Raw genomic sequence first — 20,692 nt, forward strand, 5'->3', positions numbered from 1 at the left:
TAAATGAGGCGTGAGTATGGCCATCGCCACAGGTATTCTGAAATTAAATATAACCATGCCAACCAGTGGCAAAGGGAATGATGATGTTCGATCCCGTGTTGCTCAGAAGCTTTGTCGCCGTGGTGGACTGCAGCAACTTCACCCGCGCCGCCGAGCGCCTGCATTTGACCCAATCCACCGTCAGCCAGCAGATTCGGCGCCTCGAAGACGCGGTAGCGTGCCAGTTGCTGGACCGCGACCAACGCCGCGTGGTCGCCACGGCTGAAGGTGAGCGCTTGCTGGCCTATGCGCGGCGCATCCTTGCGCTGCATGAAGAAGCCGCCGATGTGCTGATCAACCAGCAGAGTGACGGCGTGCTGCGCCTGGGGGTACCGGAAGACTTTGCCGCAGAGCGCCTGATGCCGCTGCTCTCGGCGTTTGTGTTGGCGTATCCACGGGTGCGCCTGGAGGTCACCAGCGGTCTCGGTCCCGAGTTGCAGCGCCAATTCCGCAGCGGCGAGTTCGATGTGTTGTTGGTCAAGCAGATGGGCGACAGCGATGACTGTCTGGCCTCGTGGCCCGAGCCGCTGTGTTGGGTCGATAGCCGCAGCATGCCGTCGTTGGGCCGCGACCCCTTGCCGTTGGTGGCCTTTCCGGTGGGCGGGTTGTACCGCAACGAAATGCTGCACCACCTGGAAGTCAGCGGCTGGCGCTGGCGCATCGGCTATTCCAGCGCCAGCCTGGCCAGTGTGTGTTCGGCTGTGGCGGCGGGGTTGGGCGTGAGTCTGTTACCGCGCCGGGTGGTGCAGCCTGGGCACGTGGAGTTGGGGCCGGACAGCGGTTTACCGGCGGTGCAAGGCGTGCGCCTGGCGTTATATGCGCGTCCTGGCCTGAGCGCGGCGGGGCAATGCTTGCAGGCTGAACTGTTGGATTTGTGCGCAAACAGCCCCGTCGAACCATGCCTTTACTGAATATTTTTTATGCCTGAAAAGCATTGAAAAAACACACCTCGGCGCCAGGCCTTGCAGGCTCTGGCTTGGGCGTTCGTGCCGACTTCGTTTATTCAATTTAGATCTATGTATAACTTCAAAGATTACTTTAAGAGATAAGCGTCTGGCCCCGATGATTCAGCCCTCGACGGCCTTCCACGCAGGCCTGTCGGTTTTTGTTTTAAGACCGTAGGGAGTGAATCAATGGGCAATGTCCAGACCGCCGCCAGTGCACACGAGGCGCTATGGCGTCAGGCACCTGGTGGTGAGTTGGTCGACCTTGGCCGGCCGCACCGCGCGCCGTTGGGGCAACTGCGAACGCAGAAGACTCCAAAGCGTTTTTCTAGCCGCCGCGAAGGGATTCTGCTGGGGCTGCTGGTGCTGGCCCTGCACGGTGCGGTGATCTATTGGGTGAGCCAGAAGGCGACGCCAGTGCTGCCGATTGTGCCGCCGGAAATCCCACCGATGACCATCGAGTTTTCCCAGCCAGCGCCGCCAGTGGTTGAACCTCCACCGCCTGCGCCACCACCACCGCCGCCTGTGGTCGAGCCACCGCCCCCTGTGGTGGATGAGTTGGCTGCCAAGCCGGCGCCGAAAAAGATTCCGAAACCCAAGCCGGTGCCAAAACCCGTGCCCAAACCGGTCGCCAAACCGGTAGAGCAACCGCCGGCGCCACCGGTCCCTGCGCCACCTGCGCCAGCGCCGGTCGCCGCGCCTGCGCCCGCCCCGGTTACTCCGGCTTCTGCCAACGCCGCGTACCTGAAGAACCCGGCACCTGAATACCCGTCACTGGCCCAGCGCCGGGGCTGGGAAGGCACGGTGTTGTTGCGGGTTCATGTGTTGGCCAGCGGCAAGCCGGGTGAGATCCAGATCCAGAAAAGCAGCGGTCGCCAGCAACTCGACGACGCCGCACTGACCGCCGTAAAGCGTTGGAGCTTCGTGCCGGCCAAGCAGGGCGATGTGGCCCAGGACGGCTGGGTCAGCGTTCCGATCGACTTCAAGATTCACTAACTATTGCGCTTCGGTGTGTTGCACACGCCGCGACTTGTACAGAGGGAAAACATCATGGCATTAGCATCTCCACTTGAATCCATCGAAAGCGCGGTGATCTGGCTGCTGGTGGTCTTTTCGGTCGCCACCTGGGGCTTGGCCTTGCTCAAGGGCGTGCAGTTCGGTCGCCTCAAGGCACAGGATCGCAAGTTCCACAAACAGTTCTGGGCGGCGTCGAGTCTTGATTCAGCCGCTGAATTGGCAGAGACCCAACCGGGTGCCGCTGCCCGCGTGGCCCAGGCCGGTTATGCCGCGATCCAGGTTGGCGATGCGCCTCACGCTGCCGACTTGAGCCAGGCAATCAACCATCAGGACCGCCTCGAACGCGCCCTGCGCCAGCAGATCGTACGTGAGCGCCGCTCTCTGGAGACCGGTTTGGCCGTGGTCGCCAGTATCGGCAGCACCTCGCCGTTTATCGGCCTGTTCGGCACCGTGTGGGGGATCATGGAAGCGCTCAAGGGCATCAGCGCCGCCGGTTCCGCCAGCCTGGAAACCGTGGCCGGCCCCATCGGTGCCGCACTGGTTGCAACAGGCGTGGGGATCGCCGTCGCCGTACCTGCGGTGCTGGTTTACAACTACTTCCTGCGTCGCCTCAAGCTGACTGCCGCCGACCTGGATGACTTCGCCCACGACTTCTATAGCCTGGCGCAGAAAAATTCCTTCCGTGTGCTGCTGCACCCGGCGCTCAACAAAAGCGCTGCCGGCAACCCGCAAAAAGTGAAGGAGGCGTCCTGAAATGGCCTTCTCTACACAAGACAGTGATGAGGTACTGAGCGAGATCAATGTCACGCCCCTGGTGGACGTGATGCTGGTGCTGCTGGTGGTGTTTATCGTCACCGCGCCGCTGTTGACCAACGCGATCCCGATCAACCTGCCCAAGACCGAGGCCGTGGCGCCGGTGGAGCAGAAAGACCCGCTGGTGGTGAGCATCGACGGCGCCGGCAAACTGTTTATCAACAAGGACGAAATCCAGCCGGACCTGCTGGAATTCAACCTGCAGGCGGCCAAGGCCAAGGACCCCGATGTGCGGGTGCAACTGCAGGCGGATGACGGAGTGAACTACGGCGAAGTGGCGCGAGCCATGGCGTCTATCGAGCGCGCGGGGATTACCAAACTGTCGGTGATTACTGCACGTTAGCTTCAAAAGCTTCGACAATTTTTTGGCCGTCTCCTTGGCAGGGTGCGGCCTTTTTTTTGCCTGGGTTTCAGCAATACCACACGTTCAAAGTGCGCCAACCCCAGCGATTTGTGGATACCGGATTTCAACTTCTCGCTGAAACGTTCTAACGCTCTCTTTTAGCCAGTTAATCAACCTGGCGATATCAGGCTCCGACTGCCGCCCATTCCGACAAATAACGTAGTACGCGGCCGGCGACATCATCACCGGGCCGCCTAGCGTGACTAATGCACCTTCTTCCAACTGGTCATACACCAACGCTGTTCTGGCCAGCGCAATCCCGCCCCCCTTCACCGCCAGGCTGATTGCCAGGCTTGAGTCCGGAAAGCGCGGCCCATGGTGATAAGGCGCAGCCGCCAAGCCCTGAAATGCAAACCAGCTTTCCCACCCCGGGCACACTTGATCGTCCACGCGGTGAATGAGCGGGTATCGCGCAATATCTGTCAGCGGAATATCGCCGTTCGCTTGTTGAAATGCCGGTGAGCAAACCGGGAACACGGCATCGCGCATAAGTAGCTCGGCATGATGATCCGGGTAGTTGCCGTATCCCATCACAATCGCAACATCGAATTGATGGGCGCCGAGATGGGTGCTGTTCATATCCGCACTGGTCAATACCAGGTCGAGATTCAATGAAGCGTCGGAGTGAAAACCATGCATCCTGGGAATCAGCCAGCTGGAACACAGAGAAGACGTGCACGAGAGGTAAAGCGGCTGGGACTTGCTCGGGTTAAGTGTGTGCAACACCGCGTCAAGCGCGTTGAAAAAACCGTCAGCCACCGGCAACAAAGCCTGTCCCGCAGCGGTGAGATTGACGCCCCGAGAGTGGCGCTCGAACAACTGCACGCCCCACCACTCCTCCAGCCCTGCAATCTGATGGCTTATCGCACTGGCGGTCAGGTTCAACTGGGAGGCGGCGCGCGCAAAACTCCCCGTTTGCGCAGCGCTGACGAAGGCTTGCAGCATGGGAGTAGGTGGCGGACGTTGGCCCATCAGGTGCTCACTTTGATCAGGATGATCCCGCAAACAATGACGAACGCCGAAAGCATCCGCCGCCAGCCGAACCGCTCGTGAAAAAACAGCGCGGCAATAATGGCGCCGATAATAACACTGGTTTCCCGCAACGCTGAGACCTTGGCCACCGCGTCCAGGGACAGCGCAAACAGCACCAATCCGTAGGAAATGAGGTAAAGAACGCCGCCCATAACGCCGACTTTCCAATGGTTGCGAATGGCCTCGGCGAATGCCAAACGCTTCTTGAAAAACGCCAGCGCCGGAATCGGAATGCTCTGGAATACCGTCAGATAGAGGATGTATTGCAGCACCGTCTCACTGGCTCTTACCCCTTTGGCATCCACCACCGTGTATGACGCGATAAACGCACCAGCACATACGGCCATCAAGATTGGTTTGAACATGCGCGCGGTCATCCTTCGCACGAATGTCAGGCTGATGATGCCTACACAAATCAGCAACACCCCGCCCAATGCGTGGAACGACAGATGCTCATTCAGCAGGACGTAAGAAAACAGTGCGACCAGAACCGGTGGCACTCCACGCATCACCGGGTAGACCTGGCCGAAATCACCGGTTTCATACGCTTTGATCAGGAACAATCGATAGGCGGTGTTGAGCACTACGGAAACCAGCACGTAGCCCCACACCTGCAGGCTTGGCGCATTCACCAGCGGCAGCGCCGCCAGGCAGATCAGCAACGCCGTACCGTCGACCATGGCCAAGGTCATCAAGCGACTGCTCCCGGCCCGGACGACTGCGTTCCAAGTGGCGTGCATGAGGGCAGATATCAAAACTAGGGTGATCGCGATGTTGGAGTTGTCCATGGGGCTCGGGCGGGGGAGGAAATGAAGGCGGCTATTTAACGCAGTCATGTGCCATGGTCAGAAGCGAAAGCTCGTCAGTGCTGCCATTAAGAACCGTCATGGTTTTTAAAGGGCCAGCAAGTCATGTCCCTTTAAATTGCAGGACGTTTCCGAGACAATCCCCGCCGCCTTGTGGCTGTTGGAATGGATGGCTAGTCTTCGGCCCGTCGCTGGTTTCCAGTGATCGGGTTTAGCAGCCTGATGTCAATAGGCACACGGTTCACATCTCCATTTATGGTGGCTGTGCGTGGGGCACCCTCGGGTGCGCTGGTGTTCCTATTGACCAGTCTGCTAACCCGCGTACAGCTGCCACCTATCGTTTAGCAGCGCTAGTGGTAGCTCCGGTGTTCAATAGGAGTTGCACCATGACCAAAGGACTTCCCGATCCACCCGTTGACTGTCTCGTCGCCAACGACAACCTCGGTTTCGAGGACGCCCAACTCTATATCGCCCATCTGATTCACAGCGTCTAGGCCACCGTATGGGACTGTTGTGAGCACCTGCAGCCGCACGACCGCTCGAAAGTCCATGCGGTGTGGCATTTGCTGGAAATGGCCAAGACCGTGGTAAATCGCACCATCGACTGCATGCCTCGTTCCCATCACGTCATCTAAAAACCACTGCAAATTGAATGTGAAATCGAGTCAATGTGGGAGGGGGCTTGCCCCCGATAGCGGTGGATCAGCCACCTATTTGTTGCTGACGGACCGCCATCGGGGGCAAGCCCCCTCCCACATTTTGAGCCTAGATACATTTGGTTTTTTGGTTATTAATAAATAGCTTCTTATTCCTTAACGAATATAACCCTCGTCCCTATACTGTCCTACAACGTTAAACGCTGCAGGAGGGCACACCCATGCACAGCGAGTCGATTCGTTATCTGATCGTGCCGGGCTGGCAAGGATCGCCAGAAGATCATTGGCAAACCCATTGGCAAAATAGCTTGCCCAACAGCGCGCGCGTTGAGCAGGCCGATTGGCTCACCCCGCGTCGCGAAGACTGGGTGGCCGCGTTGGCTGAAGCCATCGCTGCCGACAGCACGCCGGTAATCCTGATCGCCCATAGCCTTGGCTGCATCACTGTGGCCCATTGGGCCGCCGCTGCGCCGTTGCAGTACTTGCGGCAGGTGCGCGGTGCCTTGCTGGTGGCGCCGGCCGATGTCGAACGTCCGGCTTGCTCTCCAGCCCTGCGCAACTTCGCGCCGATCCCGACCGACTTGCTGCCTTTTCCCAGTCAGGTGGTCAGCTCCGACAACGACAGTGCCGTCAGCGCCCCGCGTGCGCTGGAACTGGCGCGCAATTGGGGCGCCGAAGCCGGCATCCTGTCCGGCGCCGGCCATATCAATGTGAAGTCCGGCCACCAGCGTTGGGAGCAGGGTTTCGCCTACCTCTATCGCCTGCAAAGCCGCCTTGAGCACCACGCCCGGCGTAGCGCATAAATTTTTTCAACGCCCCGTCCCTGAGTGGATTTGGGGCGGGAGCCTGCCATGAGTCTGCATGAAACCTTCGGCCAGCCGTTGCTGACCTTCCCCGACGCCGAAAAAAGCCCACTGAGCATTCGTGCCAAGGCACTGGTGTTCGTCGACCCGCGTTCGCGTCAACTGCGCGAAGAGCTGGAAAGCCTCGCACCGCGTGCTTTGCCCGTGTTGATTCGCGGCGAGACCGGCAGCGGTAAAGAACTGCTGGCGCGGCATATTCACCGGGGCAGTGATCGCACCGGGCTGTTTGTCTCCGTCAATTGCGGAGCCATCAGCCCGACGTACGCCGACGCCGAGTTGTTCGGCTACGCGGCGGGTGCCCACAGCGGCGCGGCCAGCAGCCGGGCCGGGTGGTTTGGTTCGGCCAATGGCGGCACCTTGTACCTGGATGAGATCGGCGACTTGCCGCTGCCGATTCAGGTGAAATTGCTCGCAGCCCTGGAAAACCACGAAGTTACCCGCGTCGGCGCCCATCAGCCCAGCCCGGTGGATGTGCGCTTGGTAGCTGCCACCAGCATTGACCTGGCCCAGGCCGTGGCGGCGGGCAAGTTTCATGAGCGACTGTTCCATTACTTGAGTGAAGGCCGACTGGACTTGCCAGCGCTGCGCGAGCGGGTCGGCGACATCCTTTCGTTGGCCGAATATTTTCTGGGCATCTACAGTCAGCGCCTGGACCTGCCGGTGCCGTTGATCAGCGACGCTGCCCAGCGAGTCCTGGAGCACCACAGCTGGCCGGGCAATACGCGCGAGCTGGAGAACGTTATTCACTTTGCCTTGCTGGTCAGCAGCGGCGACGAGATTTTGCCCGAACACTTGAACCTGCCGGTGGCGGGTTCACCGGTGGAGCAGCTGCAGCGGATTTTCAACGCTGCCAGTCCTGCCGAGCAGGAATCATTGCGAAAATTCCTGTATGAGCAAAATGGAATATCAACGTGAATAAAAGATATTGTTCGGGAATAAAAAATATAGGTATTGTCCGTTTCACGCCGCGATAGCACTTCGCTGGCACACCACATAAAAACGGTCGTCACCGACGCCCCCGGAATTCCGATAAGGACACTGCATGAAAAAGGTTCTGTTGTTTACCGCTCTGGCGGCTGCCCTGACTGCCGGCTTCGCCCAGGCCAACGAGAAACTGGTCGTAGCCGCGACCCCAGTGCCGCACGCTGAGATCCTCGAACTGGTCAAGCCAGCCCTCAAAAAGCAAGGCGTGGACCTGGAAATCAAAGTCTTCACCGACTACGTACAGCCAAACGTGCAGGTTGCCGAGAAGCGCCTGGACGCCAACTACTTCCAGACCCTGCCGTACCTGGAAAACTTCAACAAGGGCAAGGGCACCAACCTGGTTACCGTGGTTGGCGTGCACGTTGAACCCTTCGGCGGTTACTCGAAAAAGATCAAGAATATTTCTGAGCTCAAAGATGGCGCCACCGTTGCCATCCCGAACGAAGGTTCCAACAGCGGCCGTGCCCTGTTGCTGCTGCAAAAGAACGGTCTGATCACCCTGAAAGACCCGACCAACGCCCTGGCCACGCCGAAAGACATCGCCAGCAACCCGAAGAACCTGAAGTTCAAAGAGCTGGAATCGGCCCTGCTGCCACGCGTGCTGGACCAGGTTGACCTGGATTTGATCAACACCAACTACGCCCTGGAAGCTGGCCTCAACCCAGCCAAGGACGCGCTGATCATCGAAAGTGCCGACTCGCCTTACGTGAACTTCCTGGTGGCTCGCCCGGACAACAAGGACAGCGACGCTATCCAGAAACTGTCCAAGGCCCTGACCAGCCCGGAAGTGAAAGCATTCATCGAGAAGAAGTACAACGGCGCGGTCGTGCCGGCGTTCTGATGTAACTCAAAACCCCCTTCAAGGTTTCAACGCCGACGGCTTGTAGAGCGTCGGCGTTTTTTTATGCCTGGAATTTGGAATGCAATCGACATGTGGGAGGGGGCTTGCTCCCGATAGGGGTGTGTCAGTCAAAGATGTACTGACTGAACCACCGCTATCGGGAGCAAACCCCCTCCCACACTTGATCTTCATCTCACTTTGGATTGTCCGTGGTTTTAGAGAGCTCGGCTGTTAATCGCCCTGCGCAACGCCACCAACCACTTCACCAGCTCCTGCGGATCAATCGGTTTCGCTTTGTTCATGGTTCATTCCCTCGAAAAACAGACCCCCCAACCATAGCTGCCACCTGTCCAACCCGCGAATCCGGGGGTTATCTTTTTGGGTGATATCAATATGCTATTTAGGTATTTAAATTTTGCTTTTTATACCTTTAGAGTTCGCGCTACCCGGCGTTACCCACGCCGGAACGGACTGCGCTCGCGGCATTACCCATGCGGCGATATGGACTCAAGATGACCTTCGATTTCGCATTTATCCTCAGCACCCTGCCGGCGTTTCTAAAAGCCGTTGGGGTGACACTGCAAGTAGGCTTGATCGCCATTGCCACCTCGCTGTTGGTGGCGCTGATCAACGCCGCGCTGCTGGTGTTTCGCACGCCCTACCTGTCGCGCCTGGTGGCGCTGTACGTGGAGCTGGCGCGTAACACGCCGCTGCTGATCCAGCTGTTCTTCGTGTACTTCGCCTTGCCGGCCCTGGGGTTCAATATCTCCGGGTTCTGGGCGGCCATCATCACCATGACTTTCCTGGGCGGCGCCTACCTCACCGAAGTGCTGCGCGCCGGTGTGGAAGCGGTGCCGCTGGCGCAGATCGAGTCGGGCAAGTCCATTGGCCTGTCTCACTGGCAACTGCTGCGCCACGTGATCCTGCCTCAAGCGGGCATCCTCAGCCTGCCGGCGTTGTTCGCCAACTTCATCTTCTTGCTCAAGGAGACCACCGTGGTCTCTGCCGTGGCGGTGCCGGAGATTCTCTACACCACCAAGAGCTACATCGCCCTCTACTACAAGACCTACGAAATGCTCGCCGTGCTGACGCTGATTTGCGTGCTGTTGTTCTTGCCGCTATCGCTGCTGCTCAGCCGCTTGGAAAGGAGGCTCCAGCATGGCCAGTTCGGGTCTTGAGTTGTTGTGGGTGTCGTTGCCGCAATTGGGTAAGGGCGCTGCGCAAACCCTGTCGATTTCGTTTTTGAGCATCGCCTTCAGTACGGTCGGCGGCGTGTTGTATGGCGTGCTGCGCACCTTGAACAACACGCTGATCAACGCGGTGCTGCGGCTATACCTGGAGCTGTTCCGGGCGATTCCGGTGCTGGTGTGGTTGTACCTGCTGTTCTTTGGCCTGCCGATCTTCTTTGGCCTGAGCATCCCGAGCTTCTGGTGCGCGGTGCTGGTGCTGTCGTTGTGGGGCGCCAGCGAAGTGGGCGAGGTGGTGCGCGGCGCGTTGCATTCGCTGCCCCGTGGCCAGCGCGAAGCCGGCCTGTCGATTGGCTTGTCCGACCCGCAGTTATACGGCTACGTGTTGCTGCCCCAGGCCCTCAAGCGTATGACCCCGCCGACCATCAACGTCTACACGCGCATCATCAAGACCAGCTCCCTGGCGGTGCTGATCGGCGTGGTGGATGTGATCAAGGTGGGCCAGCAAATCATCGAGCGCACCTATGAGTCGGTTCTGATTTACGGCGTGCTGTTCCTGTTTTTCTTCTTTATCTGCTACCCGTTGTCGGCCGCCTCAAAGGTGCTGGAACGGCGCTGGGCCCAAGCATGAGCGCATTGATCGAGTTCCAGGGTTTCAACAAATTCTTCGGCGACCAGCAGGTGCTCAAGGGCATCGACCTGAGTGTGCAAAGCGGTGAAGTGGTGGTGATCCTCGGCCCCAGCGGCTGCGGCAAAAGCACCTTGTTGCGTTGCCTTAACGGGTTGGAAGTGGCCCACAGCGGCAGCCTGCGGTTTGCCGGCAAGGAGTTGCTGGAAAAAAATACCGACTGGCGCCAGGTACGCCAGGACATCGGCATGGTGTTCCAGAGCTACCACCTGTTCCCGCACATGAGTGTGCTCGACAACATCCTGCTCGGCCCGCTCAAAGTGCAAAAACGCGACCCCCGCGAGGCCCGCGAGCAGGCCGAGAAACTGCTGGAACGCGTGGGCCTGGCTGACAAACGCGATGCCTTCCCGCGCCAGCTTTCCGGCGGCCAGCAGCAACGCATCGCTATCGTCCGTTCGCTGTGCATGAACCCTCAAGTCATGCTGTTCGACGAAGTCACCGCCGCCCTCGACCCGGAGATGGTCAAGGAAGTGCTGGAAGTGATCCAAGGCCTGGCCCGCGATGGCATGACCCTGCTCATCGTCACCCATGAAATGGCCTTCGCCCGCGCCGTCGCCGACCGCGTGGTGTTTATGGAGGCCGGTCGCATCCTCGAACACAACACCCCCGAAGAATTCTTTACGAACCCGCAAACCGCACGCGCGCAGCAGTTCCTGGAGAAGTTCTCCTTTGTGTCAACACTGCCCAAGAAAACCAAGGAACTGGAGTTGCTATGAAAAAGTTACTGCTGCCACTGTTGGCCGTCGCCTTACTGGCCGGCTGCGATAAGAAGGCCGAAGAGCCCGCCAAACCTGCTGCTGCCGTGAGCTACCTCGACAAGATCAAGGCGCGCGACAAGCTGATCGTTGGGGTCTTCACCGACAAGCCACCGTTTGGTTTCGTGGATGAAGCCGGCCGTTACGTCGGCTTCGATACCGACATTGGCCGTCGATTCGCCAAAGACCTGTTGGGCGATGAAAACAAAGTCGAATTCGTCGCCGTCGAGCCGGCGAGCCGCATTCCGTTCCTGCAAAGCGACAAGGTCGACCTGATCCTCGCCAACATGACCGTGACCCCGGAACGCAAGGACGCCGTGGATTTCACCAACCCCAACCTGAAAGTCGCGGTACAGGCCCTGGTGCCGAACGACAGCTCGGTCAAAAGCTTGGACGATCTGGCCACCCGCACCACTATCGTCACCACCGGCACCACTGCTGACATCTGGCTGACCAAGAACCACCCGGATTGGAAACTGCTCAAGTTCGAGAAAAACTCCGAGTCGCTGCAAGCGTTGTCGGCTGGCCGTGGCGATGCCTATGCCCAGGACAACCTGGTGCTGTTCAGCTGGGCCAAGCAGAACCCCGGCTACCGCGTGCTGGAAGAGAAACTCGGCGACGAAGCGCCCATCGCGCCTGCCGTGAAGAAGGGCAACGTCGAACTGCGTGACTGGGTGAATGCCGAGTTGGCGAAGTTGGGTGAGGAGAAATTCCTGCTCAAGCTGTATGACCAATATGTGCGCAAAGAACTGAGCGATGACACCAAGCCTGAAAGTGTGATTGTTGAAGGCGGGAAGTGGCAGGGCTAGTTCTGCGCTGACTGTTATGCCGCTATCGGGAGCATGGGGTATCTACACAACTTTCAGACCCTGACAAATCTCCCTGTGGCGAACGGGACAAGCCCGCTCGCCACAACAGCCCTATCTGCCGGACGTTCAGCGTTGAGCCAACGTTGTGTAGATACCTATGCCCCGATGAGGCCGGTGAACCCCCCTCAATACGCCTTCCCCATGCAGATAAGGAACCCTGATCTAAGCTCACAGTCGCATACACACTGGCACATCGCATCGCGCACAAGGAGTCTGCATGGGCGGTCGTATTTCCATCTGTATCGTCGGTTTGGGTTTAGTGGTGTTGCTGAGCGCTTGCGGCCAGGAAAAGGCTGAACCCAAGCAGCATTCCCGAGTATTTGTGCAAACCGTGCAGCCCGCGGATTTCGCCGCGGCAGTCACGCTGACCGGGGATGTCCAGGCGCGCGTGCAAACCGACTTGTCCTTCCGCGTCGGCGGAAAAATCATCCAGCGCATGGTGGATGTGGGCGACCGCGTGACCGCCCGACAAGTGCTGGCCAAGCTCGATCCCAAGGATTTGCAAACCAACGTCGATTCCGCTCAGGCCCAGGTCGTGGCGGAACAGGCGCGAGTCAAACAGACTGCCGCTGCCTTTGTGCGCCAGGAAAAACTCCTGCCCAAGGGCTACACCAGCCGCAGCGAATACGATTCTGCCCAGGCCGCGCTGCGCAGCAGCCAAAGTGCCCTGGCCGCCGCGCAGGCCCAGTTGGCCAACGCCCGTGAACAACTCGGCTATACCGCGCTGATTGCGGATGCGCCGGGAGTGATCACCGCACGCCAAGCTGAAGTCGGCCAGGTGGTGCAAGCCACCGTGCCGATTTTCAGCCTGGCCACCGATGGCGAGCGCGACGCGGTGTTCAACGTCTATGAATCCCTGTTGGTGGAACCGCCACCTGACGCGCCGATCACCGTCAGCCTGTTGGATAACCCCAGCATCAAGGCCCAGGGCAAAGTCCGTGAAGTCACGCCCGCCGTGGCGGCCAACACCGGCACGGTGCAGGTGAAGATTGCGCTGCAATCTCTGCCTAAAGGCATGCAGCTCGGTTCGGTGGTCAGCGCCACCGCCAATGGCCCGGCCAAGCCCAGCGTCGAGCTGCCGTGGTCGGCATTGACCAAAGACTTGAGCGAACCCGCCGTGTGGCTGGTCGACGGCGACGGCAAGGCGCAGTTGCATAAAGTCACGGTGGCACGGTACCTCACCGGTAAGGTCATCATCAGTGATGGCCTTAAAGGCGGCGAAAAAGTCGTCGTGGCCGGTGGGCAATTGCTGCATCCCGGCATGTTGGTCGAGATTGCCCAGCAGGGAGCCAAGCCATGAAGCGCCTGACGCTCATACTCACCACCAGCCTGTTGCTGATGGCCTGCTCCAAAGAAGAACCCGCGCCCGAGCCGGTGCGCCCAGTTCTGTCCATGGAAGTGAAGGCCGAAGACCAGGAAACCCTCGGCCGCTTCGCCGGCACCATCCAGGCGCGCTACGAAAGCAACCTGGGGTTTCGCGTGTCGGGGCGTATCGCCCGCCGCGCCGTGGATGTGGGGGCTGAAGTGCAGAAGGGGGCCTTGCTCGCTGTCCTTGACCCCACCGACCAGCAGAACCAGTTGCGCGCCGCCCAAGGCGACCTCGCTCGCGTCCAGGCGCAATTCATCAACGCCCAGGCCAACGCTCGCCGCCAGCAGGAATTGTTCAACCGTGGCGTCGGCGCCCAGGCGCAGTTGGATATCGCCCAGACCGATCTGAAAACCACTCAGGCCTCTCTCCACCAGGCCCAAGCGTCAGTCAACCAAGCCAAGGACCAGCTCAACTACGCCGAGCTGCGCACCGACCACGCCGGTATTATCACCGCCTGGAACGCTGAGGCTGGCCAAGTGGTCAGCGCCGGTCAGCAAGTGGTGACCCTGGCGCGCCCGGACATCAAGGAGGCGGTGATCGACCTGCCCGCCGGTCTCGCCGAGCGGCTGCCCCCGGACGTGGTGTTCCTCGTCGCCGGGCAACTCGACCCCAGCGTCAACACCACTGCCACTGTGCGCGAGATCGAACCCCAGGCCCAAAGCGCCACGCGCACCCGTCGCGCGCGCCTGACCCTGGCCGAAACACCGCCCGCGTTCCGCCTTGGCACGGCGATCAGTGTGACCTTGAGTTCGGCCATCGCTCCACGCATCGAGTTGCCCCTGAGCGCCTTGCAGGATGTCGACGGCAAGACCCGCATCTGGATCCTCGACACCCAAAGCCAGACCGTGCAACCGCGCGACATCACAGTGCTTAGCCGTGATGCTGATAGCGCCTTGCTCAACGGTGGGGTCAAACCCGGCGAACGTATCGTCACCGCCGGCGTAAACAGCCTGAAGCCTGGGCAAAAAGTCAAAATCGACGAGGACAGCCCGCGATGAAAGGGAGCTTCAACTTATCCGACTGGGCCCTCAAGCATCAGTCCTTCGTCTGGTACCTGATGTTCGTCGCGCTGCTGATGGGCGTGTTCTCGTACATGAACCTGGGCCGCGAGGAAGACCCCTCGTTCACCATCAAGACCATGGTGATCCAGACCCGCTGGCCGGGCGCGACCCAGGAAGAAACCCTCAAGCAGGTCACCGACCGCATCGAGAAAAAACTCGAAGAGCTCGACTCCCTCGACTACGTGAAAAGCTACACGCGACCGGGTGAATCCACGGTGTTCGTGTTCCTCAAGGACACCACCAGCGCCAAGGCCATCCCGGAGATCTGGTACCAGGTCCGCAAGAAGATCGACGACATTCGCGGTAGCTTCCCCCAGGGCTTGCAGGGGCCGTCATTCAACGACGAATTCGGTGATGTGTTCGGCTCGGTCTACGCCTTTACCGGCGACGGCCTGTCGATGCGCCAGTTGCGCGACTACGTGGAGCAGGTGCGCGCCGAGATTCGTTCGGTGCCGGGGTTGGGCAAGGTCGAGATGATCGGCCAGCAGGACGAAGTGATTTACCTGAATTTCTCCACGCGCAAATTGGCTGCGTTGGGCGTTGACCAGCGCCAGGTGGTGCAGAGCCTGCAATCGCAGAACGCGGTGACCCCGGCCGGGGTGATCGAGGCCGGCCCTGAGCGGATTTCAGTGCGCACATCCGGGCAGTTTGCTTCGGAGAAAGACCTGGCCGATGTCAATTTGCGCCTCAATGACCGCTTCTATCGCCTGGCGGACATCGCCGAGATTACCCGTGGCTACGTCGACCCGGCGCGGCCGATGTTCCGCTTCAACGGCAAGCCGGCGATTGGTTTGGCCATCGCCATGCAGAAGGGCGGCAACATCCAGTCGTTCGGCAAGGCGCTGCACACGCGCATGGACGAACTGACCGCCGACCTGCCGGTGGGCGTCGGTGTGCATAAGGTCTCCGACCAGGCCGAGGTGGTGGAAGAGGCCGTCGGCGGCTTTACCAGCGCGCTGTTCGAAGCGGTGATCATCGTGTTGGTGGTGAGCTTTATCAGCCTCGGCATGCGCGCCGGGCTGGTGGTGGCGTGCTCGATTCCATTGGTGCTGGCGCTGGTGTTCGTGTTCATGGAATACAGCGGCATCACCATGCAGCGCGTGTCGCTCGGTGCGTTGATCATCGCCCTCGGCCTGTTGGTGGACGACGCGATGATCACCGTGGAGATGATGATCACGCGCCTGGAAAAAGGCGAAACCAAGGAGCAGGCCGCGACCTACGCCTACACCTCCACGGCATTCCCGATGCTTACCGGTACCTTGGTGACCGTCGCCGGTTTCGTGCCGATTGGCCTCAACGCCAGTTCGGCGGGCGAGTACACCTTCACCCTGTTCGCGGTGATTGCCGTGGCGATGCTGGTGTCGTGGGTGGTGGCGGTGCTGTTTGCGCCGGTGATTGGCGTGCATATCCTCAGTGCCAAGGTGAAACCCCACAGCGCCGAGCCGGGGCGCATCGGCCGTGCGTTCAATGGCGGCATGCTGTGGGCCATGCGCAACCGTTGGTGGGCCATCGGCATCACCGTGGGCCTGTTCGTGGCGTCGGTGTTCTCCATGCAGTTCGTGCAGAACCAGTTCTTCCCGTCGTCGGACCGACCGGAAATCCTCGTTGACCTCAACCTGCCGCAAAACGCCTCGATCAACGAGACGCGCAAGGCTGTTGATCGCCTCGAAGCGATCATCAAGGACGACCCGGACATTACGCGCTGGAGCACCTATATCGGCCAGGGCGCGATCCGTTTCTACCTGCCCCTCGATCAGCAATTGGAAAACCCGTATTACGCGCAGTTGGTGATCGTCAGCAAAGGCCTGGAAGAACGCGGTGAGCTGATCGCGCGCCTGCAAAAACGCCTGCGTGAAGACTTCGTCGGTATCGGCAGCTTTGTGCAGCCATTGGAAATGGGCCCGCCGGTGGGCCGCCCGATCCAGTATCGCGTGTCCGGCAAAGACACCGACCAGGTGCGCAAGCACGCCATCGAACTGGCGACCCTGCTGGATAAAAACACCCACCTGGGCGAGATCATCTACGACTGGAACGAGCCGGGCAAAGTGCTGCGCATCGACATTGCCCAGGACAAGGCGCGCCAGCTCGGGCTGTCATCCGAAGACGTGGCGCAGTTGATGAACAGCGTGGTCAGCGGCGCCTCGGTGACTCAGGTGCACGACGATATCTACCTGATCAACGTGGTCGGCCGCGCCGAGGACGCCGAGCGCGGTACCCCGGAAACCTTGCAGAACCTGCAGATTGTCACGCCCAACGGCACCTCGATCCCGCTGCTGGCGTTCGCCACTGTGCGCTATGAACTGGAGCAGCCGCTGGTGTGGCGTCGCGACCGCAAGCCGACCATCACCATCAAGGCCTCGGTGCGTGACGAGATGCAGCCGACCGACTTGGTCAAGCAGCTCAAGCCGGAGATCGACAAATTCAGCGACGGCCTGCCGGTGGGCTATAAGGTCGCCACGGGCGGTACCGTGGAAGAAAGCGGCAAGGCCCAAGGCCCGATTGCCAGCGTGGTGCCGTTGATGCTGTTCCTGATGGCGACGTTCCTGATGATCCAACTGCACAGCGTGCAGAAGATGTTCCTGGTGGCCAGTGTCGCGCCGTTGGGGCTGATCGGCGTGGTGCTGGCGTTGATCCCCACGGGCACGCCCATGGGCTTTGTGGCGATCCTCGGTATCCTGGCGCTGATCGGCATCATCATCCGCAACTCGGTGATCCTGGTGACGCAGATCCACGAATATGAAGTGGCCGGCTACACGCCGTGGGACGCGGTGGTGGAAGCCACCGAGCATCGGCGTCGTCCGATCCTGCTCACGGCGGCAGCGGCGAGTCTGGGCATGATCCCCATCGCCCGGGAAGTGTTCTGGGGGCCGATGGCTTACGCGATGATTGGCGGCATCATCATCGCCACCTTGCTGACGCTGTTGTTCCTGCCGGCGCTGTATGTGGCCTGGTACAAGATCCGCGAACCCCAACAGGAAGAACACGGTTAAAAATGTGGGAGGGGGGCTTGCCCCCGATGGCGGTGGGTCAGTCAAAGATGCTCCAACTGATCCACTGCTATCGGGGGCAAGCCCCCTCCCACATTTGAAGTGCGTTGCCTCTAAGGTCTGCGCCAGACACTGGCCAGCCAAGGCTGCTGCTCACGCGGCAACCCCGCCGGCCGGTAGTAATGCTCCAGCTCCACAAACCCGGCGGTGGTGAGCAGCGTTTGCCACGCCTCCAGGTCGTGATAAGCCCCATAGCGCGGCCCATTCCAGCCTTCCTGGTTCTCACCCCGCGGGTTGGAGCTGAACAGCACACCCCCAGGCTTCAGCGCCCCATGCAGTTGCTTGAGCACACGTGGCAGTTCCTGCTTGGGGATATGAAACAGCACCGCATTGGCAAAGATCCCATCGAAGCGTTCAGCGGGTAAGTCCAGCTTGAGGAAATCCTGCTGCAACACCTCGCAGCCGCTGTCTTCGCGCGCCATCTGCGCAAAGCGCTCCGAGCCGTCCAGGCCGACGGCGATATGGCCCATTCGCGTAAACGTCTGCAAATCCCGTCCCGGCCCGCAACCGAAATCCAGCACGGTGAACGGCGCAGCACCTTGGAGATGCCGCAGCAGTGCGTCGATATTCTGGCTTACATCGTGATCGCGAGTGCCTTCACGGAAGTCCTCGGCCACTGTGTTGTAGTGGCCGAGGGTGGTGGACGTGATCTGGTTGAGATCGTCGGGCTTGAGGGTCATGACGGTGAATACCGGGCGCTGAGAGGGCCCGACTATACCTCACCTCTTGTTCAGCACCCGCGCCAGGCGATCGCCGCTCAGTTGAATCACCGCCACCAGCACCACCAGCAGCACAATCACGGTCAGCATGATCTGCGTGTCAAAACGCTGATAGCCGTAGCGGTACGCAATGTCGCCCAAGCCGCCGGCACCAATCGCGCCGGCCATGGCTGACGAGTTGATCATGGTCACCAGCGTAATCGTAAATCCGCCGACAATTCCCGGCAGCGCTTCGGGCAACAGCACATGCCAGATGATGTGCCAACGACGGCAGCCCATGGCCTGTGCGGCTTCGATCAGCCCGTGGTCGACCTCGCGCAAACTCACTTCGGCGATCCGCGCGAAGAACGGTGTCGCGGCGATGGTCAGCGGTACAACCGCTGCCCACACACCGTAGGTGGTGCCAACGATCAGCCGGGTGAACGGGATCAAGGCCACCATCAAAATCAAAAAAGGAATCGAGCGGAACAGATTGACGAAGGCCCCCAGCACCCGGTTCAGCGCCGGCGCCTGGTAGATGCCGCCCTTGTCGCTGGTCACCAGAAACACCGCCAGTGGAATCCCCACCAGCAATGCAATCAGCGACGACACGCCAACCATCAACAAGGTGTCGATGGCGCCCTGTACTAAACGATCAAACCACATAGCCCAGCACCTCCGCCTGTTGTGCCCAATTCGCGGCGCGGTTGCGCAGTTCTTCGGCGCTGTGGGGTGAGCCATTCACCGCCAGCAGCAATTGCCCCAAGGCATGGCCCTGGATGCGTTCGACCCCGCCTTGCAGCAAGCGCACGCGCCCGCCGAGAGCGCTGAACAGCGCGGCCAGGTCCGGTTCATCGCTGGCACTGCCGGTGAGCTGCAAGCGCAACACCACTGCAGCGTCCGCTGATGACGGCGAGTGCTGCAACCGGCTTTGCAGTTCTTCCGGCAGCCCATGTTGCAGCGGCGCCAGCAGGGTCTTGCTGACCTCGTGCTGCGGGTTGCCAAACACTTGCCACACCGGGCCTTGCTCGACGATGCGCCCGTGTTCCAGCACCACCACGCGGTCGCAGATGTCGCGGATCACCGCCATCTCATGGGTGATCAAGACGATGGTCAGGCCCAGGCGCCGGTTGATCTCGCGCAACAGGCCGAGGATCGATTGGGTGGTCTCCGGGTCCAGCGCCGAGGTGGCTTCGTCGCACAGCAGGATCTGCGGGTCGTGCACCAGCGAACGGGCGATGCCCACGCGCTGTTTCTGCCCACCGGAAAGCTGCGCCGGGTAGGCCTTGTGCTTGTCCTGCAAACCCACTAATTCCAGCAGCTCACGCACCTTTTGCTCACGCTGGAGCTTGGGCACGCCGGCGACTTTCAGCGGCAATTCGACGTTCTGCCACACGGTCTTGGCCGACATCAGGTTGAAGTGCTGGAAGATCATGCCTATGCGCCGACGCAGCGCTACCAGATGGTCTTCGTCGAAGTCGCCGATGTCCACCTGATCGATCAGCACGCGCCCGCTGCTCGGTCGCTCCAGCCGGTTGATGGTGCGGATCAGCGAGGATTTACCAGCACCGCTGCGGCCAATGATGCCGAACACCTCACCGCGCTGGATCGCCAGGTCGATGCCTTGCAGGGCATGCACCGTGCCGTCGTAGGTCTTGCCCAGGTTGATAAAGCGCACGTGCGCGCGGTTCAGGTCTGGATGCAGTTCAGTCTGCTCGGCGTCCCTGGGCGGTGTGCCCAGGTCGCGCAGTTGAGAGTGGGCGGCGGTCATTTTTTATCTTCCCAACCCACTTGGTAGAGCTTGCCAAGGGATTTATCCAACGCAGCGCGCACCACCGGCGAGTGCTGGTAGATGTCGACGAACTTGATCACACGCGGGTCGGTTTTGCTCTTCGGTTGGATCACGAACTGGATCACGTATTCCGGGTGGTCGAGGCCGTCGAACAGCAGCGCCGATTCCGCGTCGAAAGTCTTGGACAGGCGGATATACGCCGGGTAGCCCTGCACCAGGTCTGCATCGTCATAGGCACGTACCAGCTGCACGGCCTCGACTTGCAGGATTTTGATTTTCTTTGGGTTTGCGACGATGTCTTCTTCGGTGGCCTTGTAGCCCACGCCCGGCTTGAGGGTGATCAGCCCGGCCTTGGCCAGCAGTTGCAGGCCGCGACCGCTGTTGATCGGGTCGTTGGCGATGGCCACGCTGGCGCCTTCGGGCAGCTCGTTGAAGCTTTTGTACTTTTTCGAATACAGCCCGACGTTGTTGATGATGCCCGGCGCGTAAGGCACCAGGTCAAAACCGGCGGCGGCCTTGGCGTTTTCCAGGAAGGGGATGTGCTGGAAGTAGTTCACGTCAATATCGCCGGCGGCCAGGCTGACGTTGGGCGCGATCCAGTCGGTGAACTCCACCAGCTCGACTTTCAAGCCTTGCTTGCCGGCTTCGGCGACTGCGGCTTCCAGGGGAATCGCGAAGGCCGCGGTGGTGCCGATTTTCAACGGTGCATCGGCGGCGAACACCGCCGAGCTGAACAACCCGAAGGCCAGGGCCAGTGCTTTGACTGGGTTATTGAGGAATGTCTTTTTCATAGTGGATTTCCAGTCATTAGGTATTAGGACAAACAAT

General features: G+C 60.3%; 20 protein-coding genes and 1 pseudogene. 15 read left to right on the plus strand and 6 right to left on the minus strand.

The window, feature by feature from the left end; genetic code table 11:
• Positions 1-83: 83 nt before the first annotated feature.
• From AOA61_RS15945 to AOA61_RS15960, 4 genes are all read left to right on the plus strand, one after another.
• Positions 84-950 carry a LysR family transcriptional regulator gene (locus AOA61_RS15945; RefSeq protein ID WP_032884891.1) on the plus strand — a complete coding sequence of 289 codons (867 nt, stop codon included), beginning with the start codon at positions 84-86 and terminating at the stop codon, positions 948-950.
• Between the two features lie 222 nt (positions 951-1,172).
• Positions 1,173-1,979, plus strand: coding sequence for an energy transducer TonB (locus AOA61_RS15950; RefSeq protein ID WP_099602120.1), 807 nt, complete (start codon positions 1,173-1,175; stop codon positions 1,977-1,979).
• A 51-nt stretch (positions 1,980-2,030) separates the two neighbouring features.
• Positions 2,031-2,753: a MotA/TolQ/ExbB proton channel family protein gene (locus AOA61_RS15955; protein WP_099602154.1), complete on the plus strand. Its 723-nt coding sequence runs from the start codon at positions 2,031-2,033 to the stop codon at positions 2,751-2,753.
• A 1-nt stretch (position 2,754) separates the two neighbouring features.
• Positions 2,755-3,156 (plus strand): biopolymer transporter ExbD, encoded by a 402-nt coding sequence (locus AOA61_RS15960; RefSeq protein WP_010565408.1) that lies wholly within the window; start codon positions 2,755-2,757, stop codon positions 3,154-3,156.
• Positions 3,157-3,240: 84 nt separating this feature from the next.
• Here the strand turns inward: AOA61_RS15960 and AOA61_RS15965 are convergent, their stop codons facing one another.
• On the minus strand, positions 3,241-4,188 hold the full coding sequence (locus AOA61_RS15965) for a LysR substrate-binding domain-containing protein (protein ID WP_099602121.1): 948 nt from the start codon (positions 4,186-4,188) through the stop codon (positions 3,241-3,243).
• Positions 4,188-5,036 carry an EamA family transporter gene (locus AOA61_RS15970; RefSeq protein ID WP_099602122.1) on the minus strand — a complete coding sequence of 283 codons (849 nt, stop codon included), beginning with the start codon at positions 5,034-5,036 and terminating at the stop codon, positions 4,188-4,190. Before AOA61_RS15970 ends, AOA61_RS15965 begins: the two co-directional genes overlap by 1 nt.
• A 404-nt stretch (positions 5,037-5,440) precedes the next feature.
• Between AOA61_RS15970 and AOA61_RS15975 the strand changes: the two are divergent.
• From AOA61_RS15975 to AOA61_RS16025, 11 genes and pseudogenes are all read left to right on the plus strand, one after another.
• Positions 5,441-5,689 (plus strand): annotated as a pseudogene (locus AOA61_RS15975) (hypothetical protein).
• Positions 5,690-5,931: 242 nt separating this feature from the next.
• Positions 5,932-6,513 (plus strand): alpha/beta hydrolase, encoded by a 582-nt coding sequence (locus tag AOA61_RS15980; RefSeq protein ID WP_032884898.1) that lies wholly within the window; start codon positions 5,932-5,934, stop codon positions 6,511-6,513.
• A 48-nt stretch (positions 6,514-6,561) separates the two neighbouring features.
• Complete coding sequence (locus tag AOA61_RS15985) at positions 6,562-7,488, plus strand: sigma 54-interacting transcriptional regulator (RefSeq protein ID WP_032884899.1); 927 nt, start codon at positions 6,562-6,564, stop codon at positions 7,486-7,488.
• A 127-nt stretch (positions 7,489-7,615) separates the two neighbouring features.
• Entirely contained in the window at positions 7,616-8,398 is a 783-nt protein-coding gene (locus AOA61_RS15990) for a MetQ/NlpA family ABC transporter substrate-binding protein (RefSeq protein WP_095186308.1), read from the plus strand.
• Positions 8,399-8,910: 512 nt separating this feature from the next.
• Complete coding sequence (locus AOA61_RS15995; protein WP_032884903.1) at positions 8,911-9,576, plus strand: amino acid ABC transporter permease; 666 nt, start codon at positions 8,911-8,913, stop codon at positions 9,574-9,576.
• The gene (locus tag AOA61_RS16000; protein WP_099602123.1) at positions 9,557-10,216 is read left to right on the plus strand and encodes an amino acid ABC transporter permease; all 660 of its coding nucleotides are present in this window, start codon (positions 9,557-9,559) and stop codon (positions 10,214-10,216) included. The genes AOA61_RS15995 and AOA61_RS16000 overlap by 20 nt, the downstream gene beginning before the upstream one ends.
• Positions 10,213-10,989, plus strand: coding sequence for an amino acid ABC transporter ATP-binding protein (locus AOA61_RS16005; RefSeq protein ID WP_099602124.1), 777 nt, complete (start codon positions 10,213-10,215; stop codon positions 10,987-10,989). Before AOA61_RS16000 ends, AOA61_RS16005 begins: the two co-directional genes overlap by 4 nt.
• Positions 10,986-11,837, plus strand: a complete 852-nt coding sequence (locus AOA61_RS16010; protein WP_095186306.1) for a transporter substrate-binding domain-containing protein — start codon at positions 10,986-10,988, stop codon at positions 11,835-11,837. Before AOA61_RS16005 ends, AOA61_RS16010 begins: the two co-directional genes overlap by 4 nt.
• A gap of 277 nt (positions 11,838-12,114) precedes the next feature.
• Positions 12,115-13,197, plus strand: a complete 1,083-nt coding sequence (locus AOA61_RS16015; RefSeq protein WP_099602125.1) for an efflux RND transporter periplasmic adaptor subunit — start codon at positions 12,115-12,117, stop codon at positions 13,195-13,197.
• Positions 13,194-14,264 (plus strand): efflux RND transporter periplasmic adaptor subunit, encoded by a 1,071-nt coding sequence (locus AOA61_RS16020; protein ID WP_032884909.1) that lies wholly within the window; start codon positions 13,194-13,196, stop codon positions 14,262-14,264. Before AOA61_RS16015 ends, AOA61_RS16020 begins: the two co-directional genes overlap by 4 nt.
• Positions 14,261-17,317 (plus strand): efflux RND transporter permease subunit, encoded by a 3,057-nt coding sequence (locus AOA61_RS16025; RefSeq protein WP_099602126.1) that lies wholly within the window; start codon positions 14,261-14,263, stop codon positions 17,315-17,317. Before AOA61_RS16020 ends, AOA61_RS16025 begins: the two co-directional genes overlap by 4 nt.
• Positions 17,318-17,427: 110 nt before the next feature.
• Here the strand turns inward: AOA61_RS16025 and AOA61_RS16030 are convergent, their stop codons facing one another.
• Genes AOA61_RS16030 through AOA61_RS16045 form a run of 4 tightly spaced genes read right to left on the minus strand, consistent with a single transcriptional unit; the run spans position 17,428 to position 20,655 of the window.
• On the minus strand, positions 17,428-18,054 hold the full coding sequence (locus AOA61_RS16030) for a bifunctional 2-polyprenyl-6-hydroxyphenol methylase/3-demethylubiquinol 3-O-methyltransferase UbiG (protein WP_095186302.1): 627 nt from the start codon (positions 18,052-18,054) through the stop codon (positions 17,428-17,430).
• A gap of 39 nt (positions 18,055-18,093) precedes the next feature.
• Positions 18,094-18,738, minus strand: a complete 645-nt coding sequence (locus AOA61_RS16035; protein WP_003187635.1) for a methionine ABC transporter permease — start codon at positions 18,736-18,738, stop codon at positions 18,094-18,096.
• Positions 18,728-19,843, minus strand: coding sequence for a methionine ABC transporter ATP-binding protein (locus AOA61_RS16040; RefSeq protein ID WP_099602127.1), 1,116 nt, complete (start codon positions 19,841-19,843; stop codon positions 18,728-18,730). The genes AOA61_RS16035 and AOA61_RS16040 overlap by 11 nt, the downstream gene beginning before the upstream one ends.
• Positions 19,840-20,655: a MetQ/NlpA family ABC transporter substrate-binding protein gene (locus tag AOA61_RS16045; RefSeq protein WP_032884914.1), complete on the minus strand. Its 816-nt coding sequence runs from the start codon at positions 20,653-20,655 to the stop codon at positions 19,840-19,842. The genes AOA61_RS16040 and AOA61_RS16045 overlap by 4 nt, the downstream gene beginning before the upstream one ends.
• Positions 20,656-20,692 lie beyond the last annotated feature (37 nt).

The sequence above is a fragment of the Pseudomonas sp. 2995-1 genome, from assembly GCF_002742505.1.
GTDB classification, from domain to species: domain Bacteria; phylum Pseudomonadota; class Gammaproteobacteria; order Pseudomonadales; family Pseudomonadaceae; genus Aquipseudomonas; species Aquipseudomonas sivasensis.

What these genes read in the sequence shown, in the direction of transcription:
- AOA61_RS15965 (WP_099602121.1), bottom strand. Translation starts at nt 4,188, where the DNA reads ATGGGCCAACGTCCGCCACCTACTCCCATGCTGCAAGCCTTCGTCAGC.
- AOA61_RS16040 (WP_099602127.1), bottom strand. Translation starts at nt 19,843, where the DNA reads ATGACCGCCGCCCACTCTCAACTGCGCGACCTGGGCACACCGCCCAGG.
- AOA61_RS15985 (WP_032884899.1), top strand. Translation starts at nt 6,562, where the DNA reads ATGAGTCTGCATGAAACCTTCGGCCAGCCGTTGCTGACCTTCCCCGAC.
- AOA61_RS15970 (WP_099602122.1), bottom strand. Translation starts at nt 5,036, where the DNA reads ATGGACAACTCCAACATCGCGATCACCCTAGTTTTGATATCTGCCCTC.
- AOA61_RS16015 (WP_099602125.1), top strand. Translation starts at nt 12,115, where the DNA reads ATGGGCGGTCGTATTTCCATCTGTATCGTCGGTTTGGGTTTAGTGGTG.
- AOA61_RS16020 (WP_032884909.1), top strand. Translation starts at nt 13,194, where the DNA reads ATGAAGCGCCTGACGCTCATACTCACCACCAGCCTGTTGCTGATGGCC.
- AOA61_RS16045 (WP_032884914.1), bottom strand. Translation starts at nt 20,655, where the DNA reads ATGAAAAAGACATTCCTCAATAACCCAGTCAAAGCACTGGCCCTGGCC.
- AOA61_RS16030 (WP_095186302.1), bottom strand. Translation starts at nt 18,054, where the DNA reads ATGACCCTCAAGCCCGACGATCTCAACCAGATCACGTCCACCACCCTC.
- AOA61_RS16010 (WP_095186306.1), top strand. Translation starts at nt 10,986, where the DNA reads ATGAAAAAGTTACTGCTGCCACTGTTGGCCGTCGCCTTACTGGCCGGC.
- AOA61_RS15990 (WP_095186308.1), top strand. Translation starts at nt 7,616, where the DNA reads ATGAAAAAGGTTCTGTTGTTTACCGCTCTGGCGGCTGCCCTGACTGCC.
- AOA61_RS16025 (WP_099602126.1), top strand. Translation starts at nt 14,261, where the DNA reads ATGAAAGGGAGCTTCAACTTATCCGACTGGGCCCTCAAGCATCAGTCC.
- AOA61_RS16035 (WP_003187635.1), bottom strand. Translation starts at nt 18,738, where the DNA reads ATGTGGTTTGATCGTTTAGTACAGGGCGCCATCGACACCTTGTTGATG.
- AOA61_RS15995 (WP_032884903.1), top strand. Translation starts at nt 8,911, where the DNA reads ATGACCTTCGATTTCGCATTTATCCTCAGCACCCTGCCGGCGTTTCTA.
- AOA61_RS15980 (WP_032884898.1), top strand. Translation starts at nt 5,932, where the DNA reads ATGCACAGCGAGTCGATTCGTTATCTGATCGTGCCGGGCTGGCAAGGA.
- AOA61_RS15945 (WP_032884891.1), top strand. Translation starts at nt 84, where the DNA reads ATGTTCGATCCCGTGTTGCTCAGAAGCTTTGTCGCCGTGGTGGACTGC.
- AOA61_RS15950 (WP_099602120.1), top strand. Translation starts at nt 1,173, where the DNA reads ATGGGCAATGTCCAGACCGCCGCCAGTGCACACGAGGCGCTATGGCGT.
- AOA61_RS16000 (WP_099602123.1), top strand. Translation starts at nt 9,557, where the DNA reads ATGGCCAGTTCGGGTCTTGAGTTGTTGTGGGTGTCGTTGCCGCAATTG.
- AOA61_RS15960 (WP_010565408.1), top strand. Translation starts at nt 2,755, where the DNA reads ATGGCCTTCTCTACACAAGACAGTGATGAGGTACTGAGCGAGATCAAT.
- AOA61_RS16005 (WP_099602124.1), top strand. Translation starts at nt 10,213, where the DNA reads ATGAGCGCATTGATCGAGTTCCAGGGTTTCAACAAATTCTTCGGCGAC.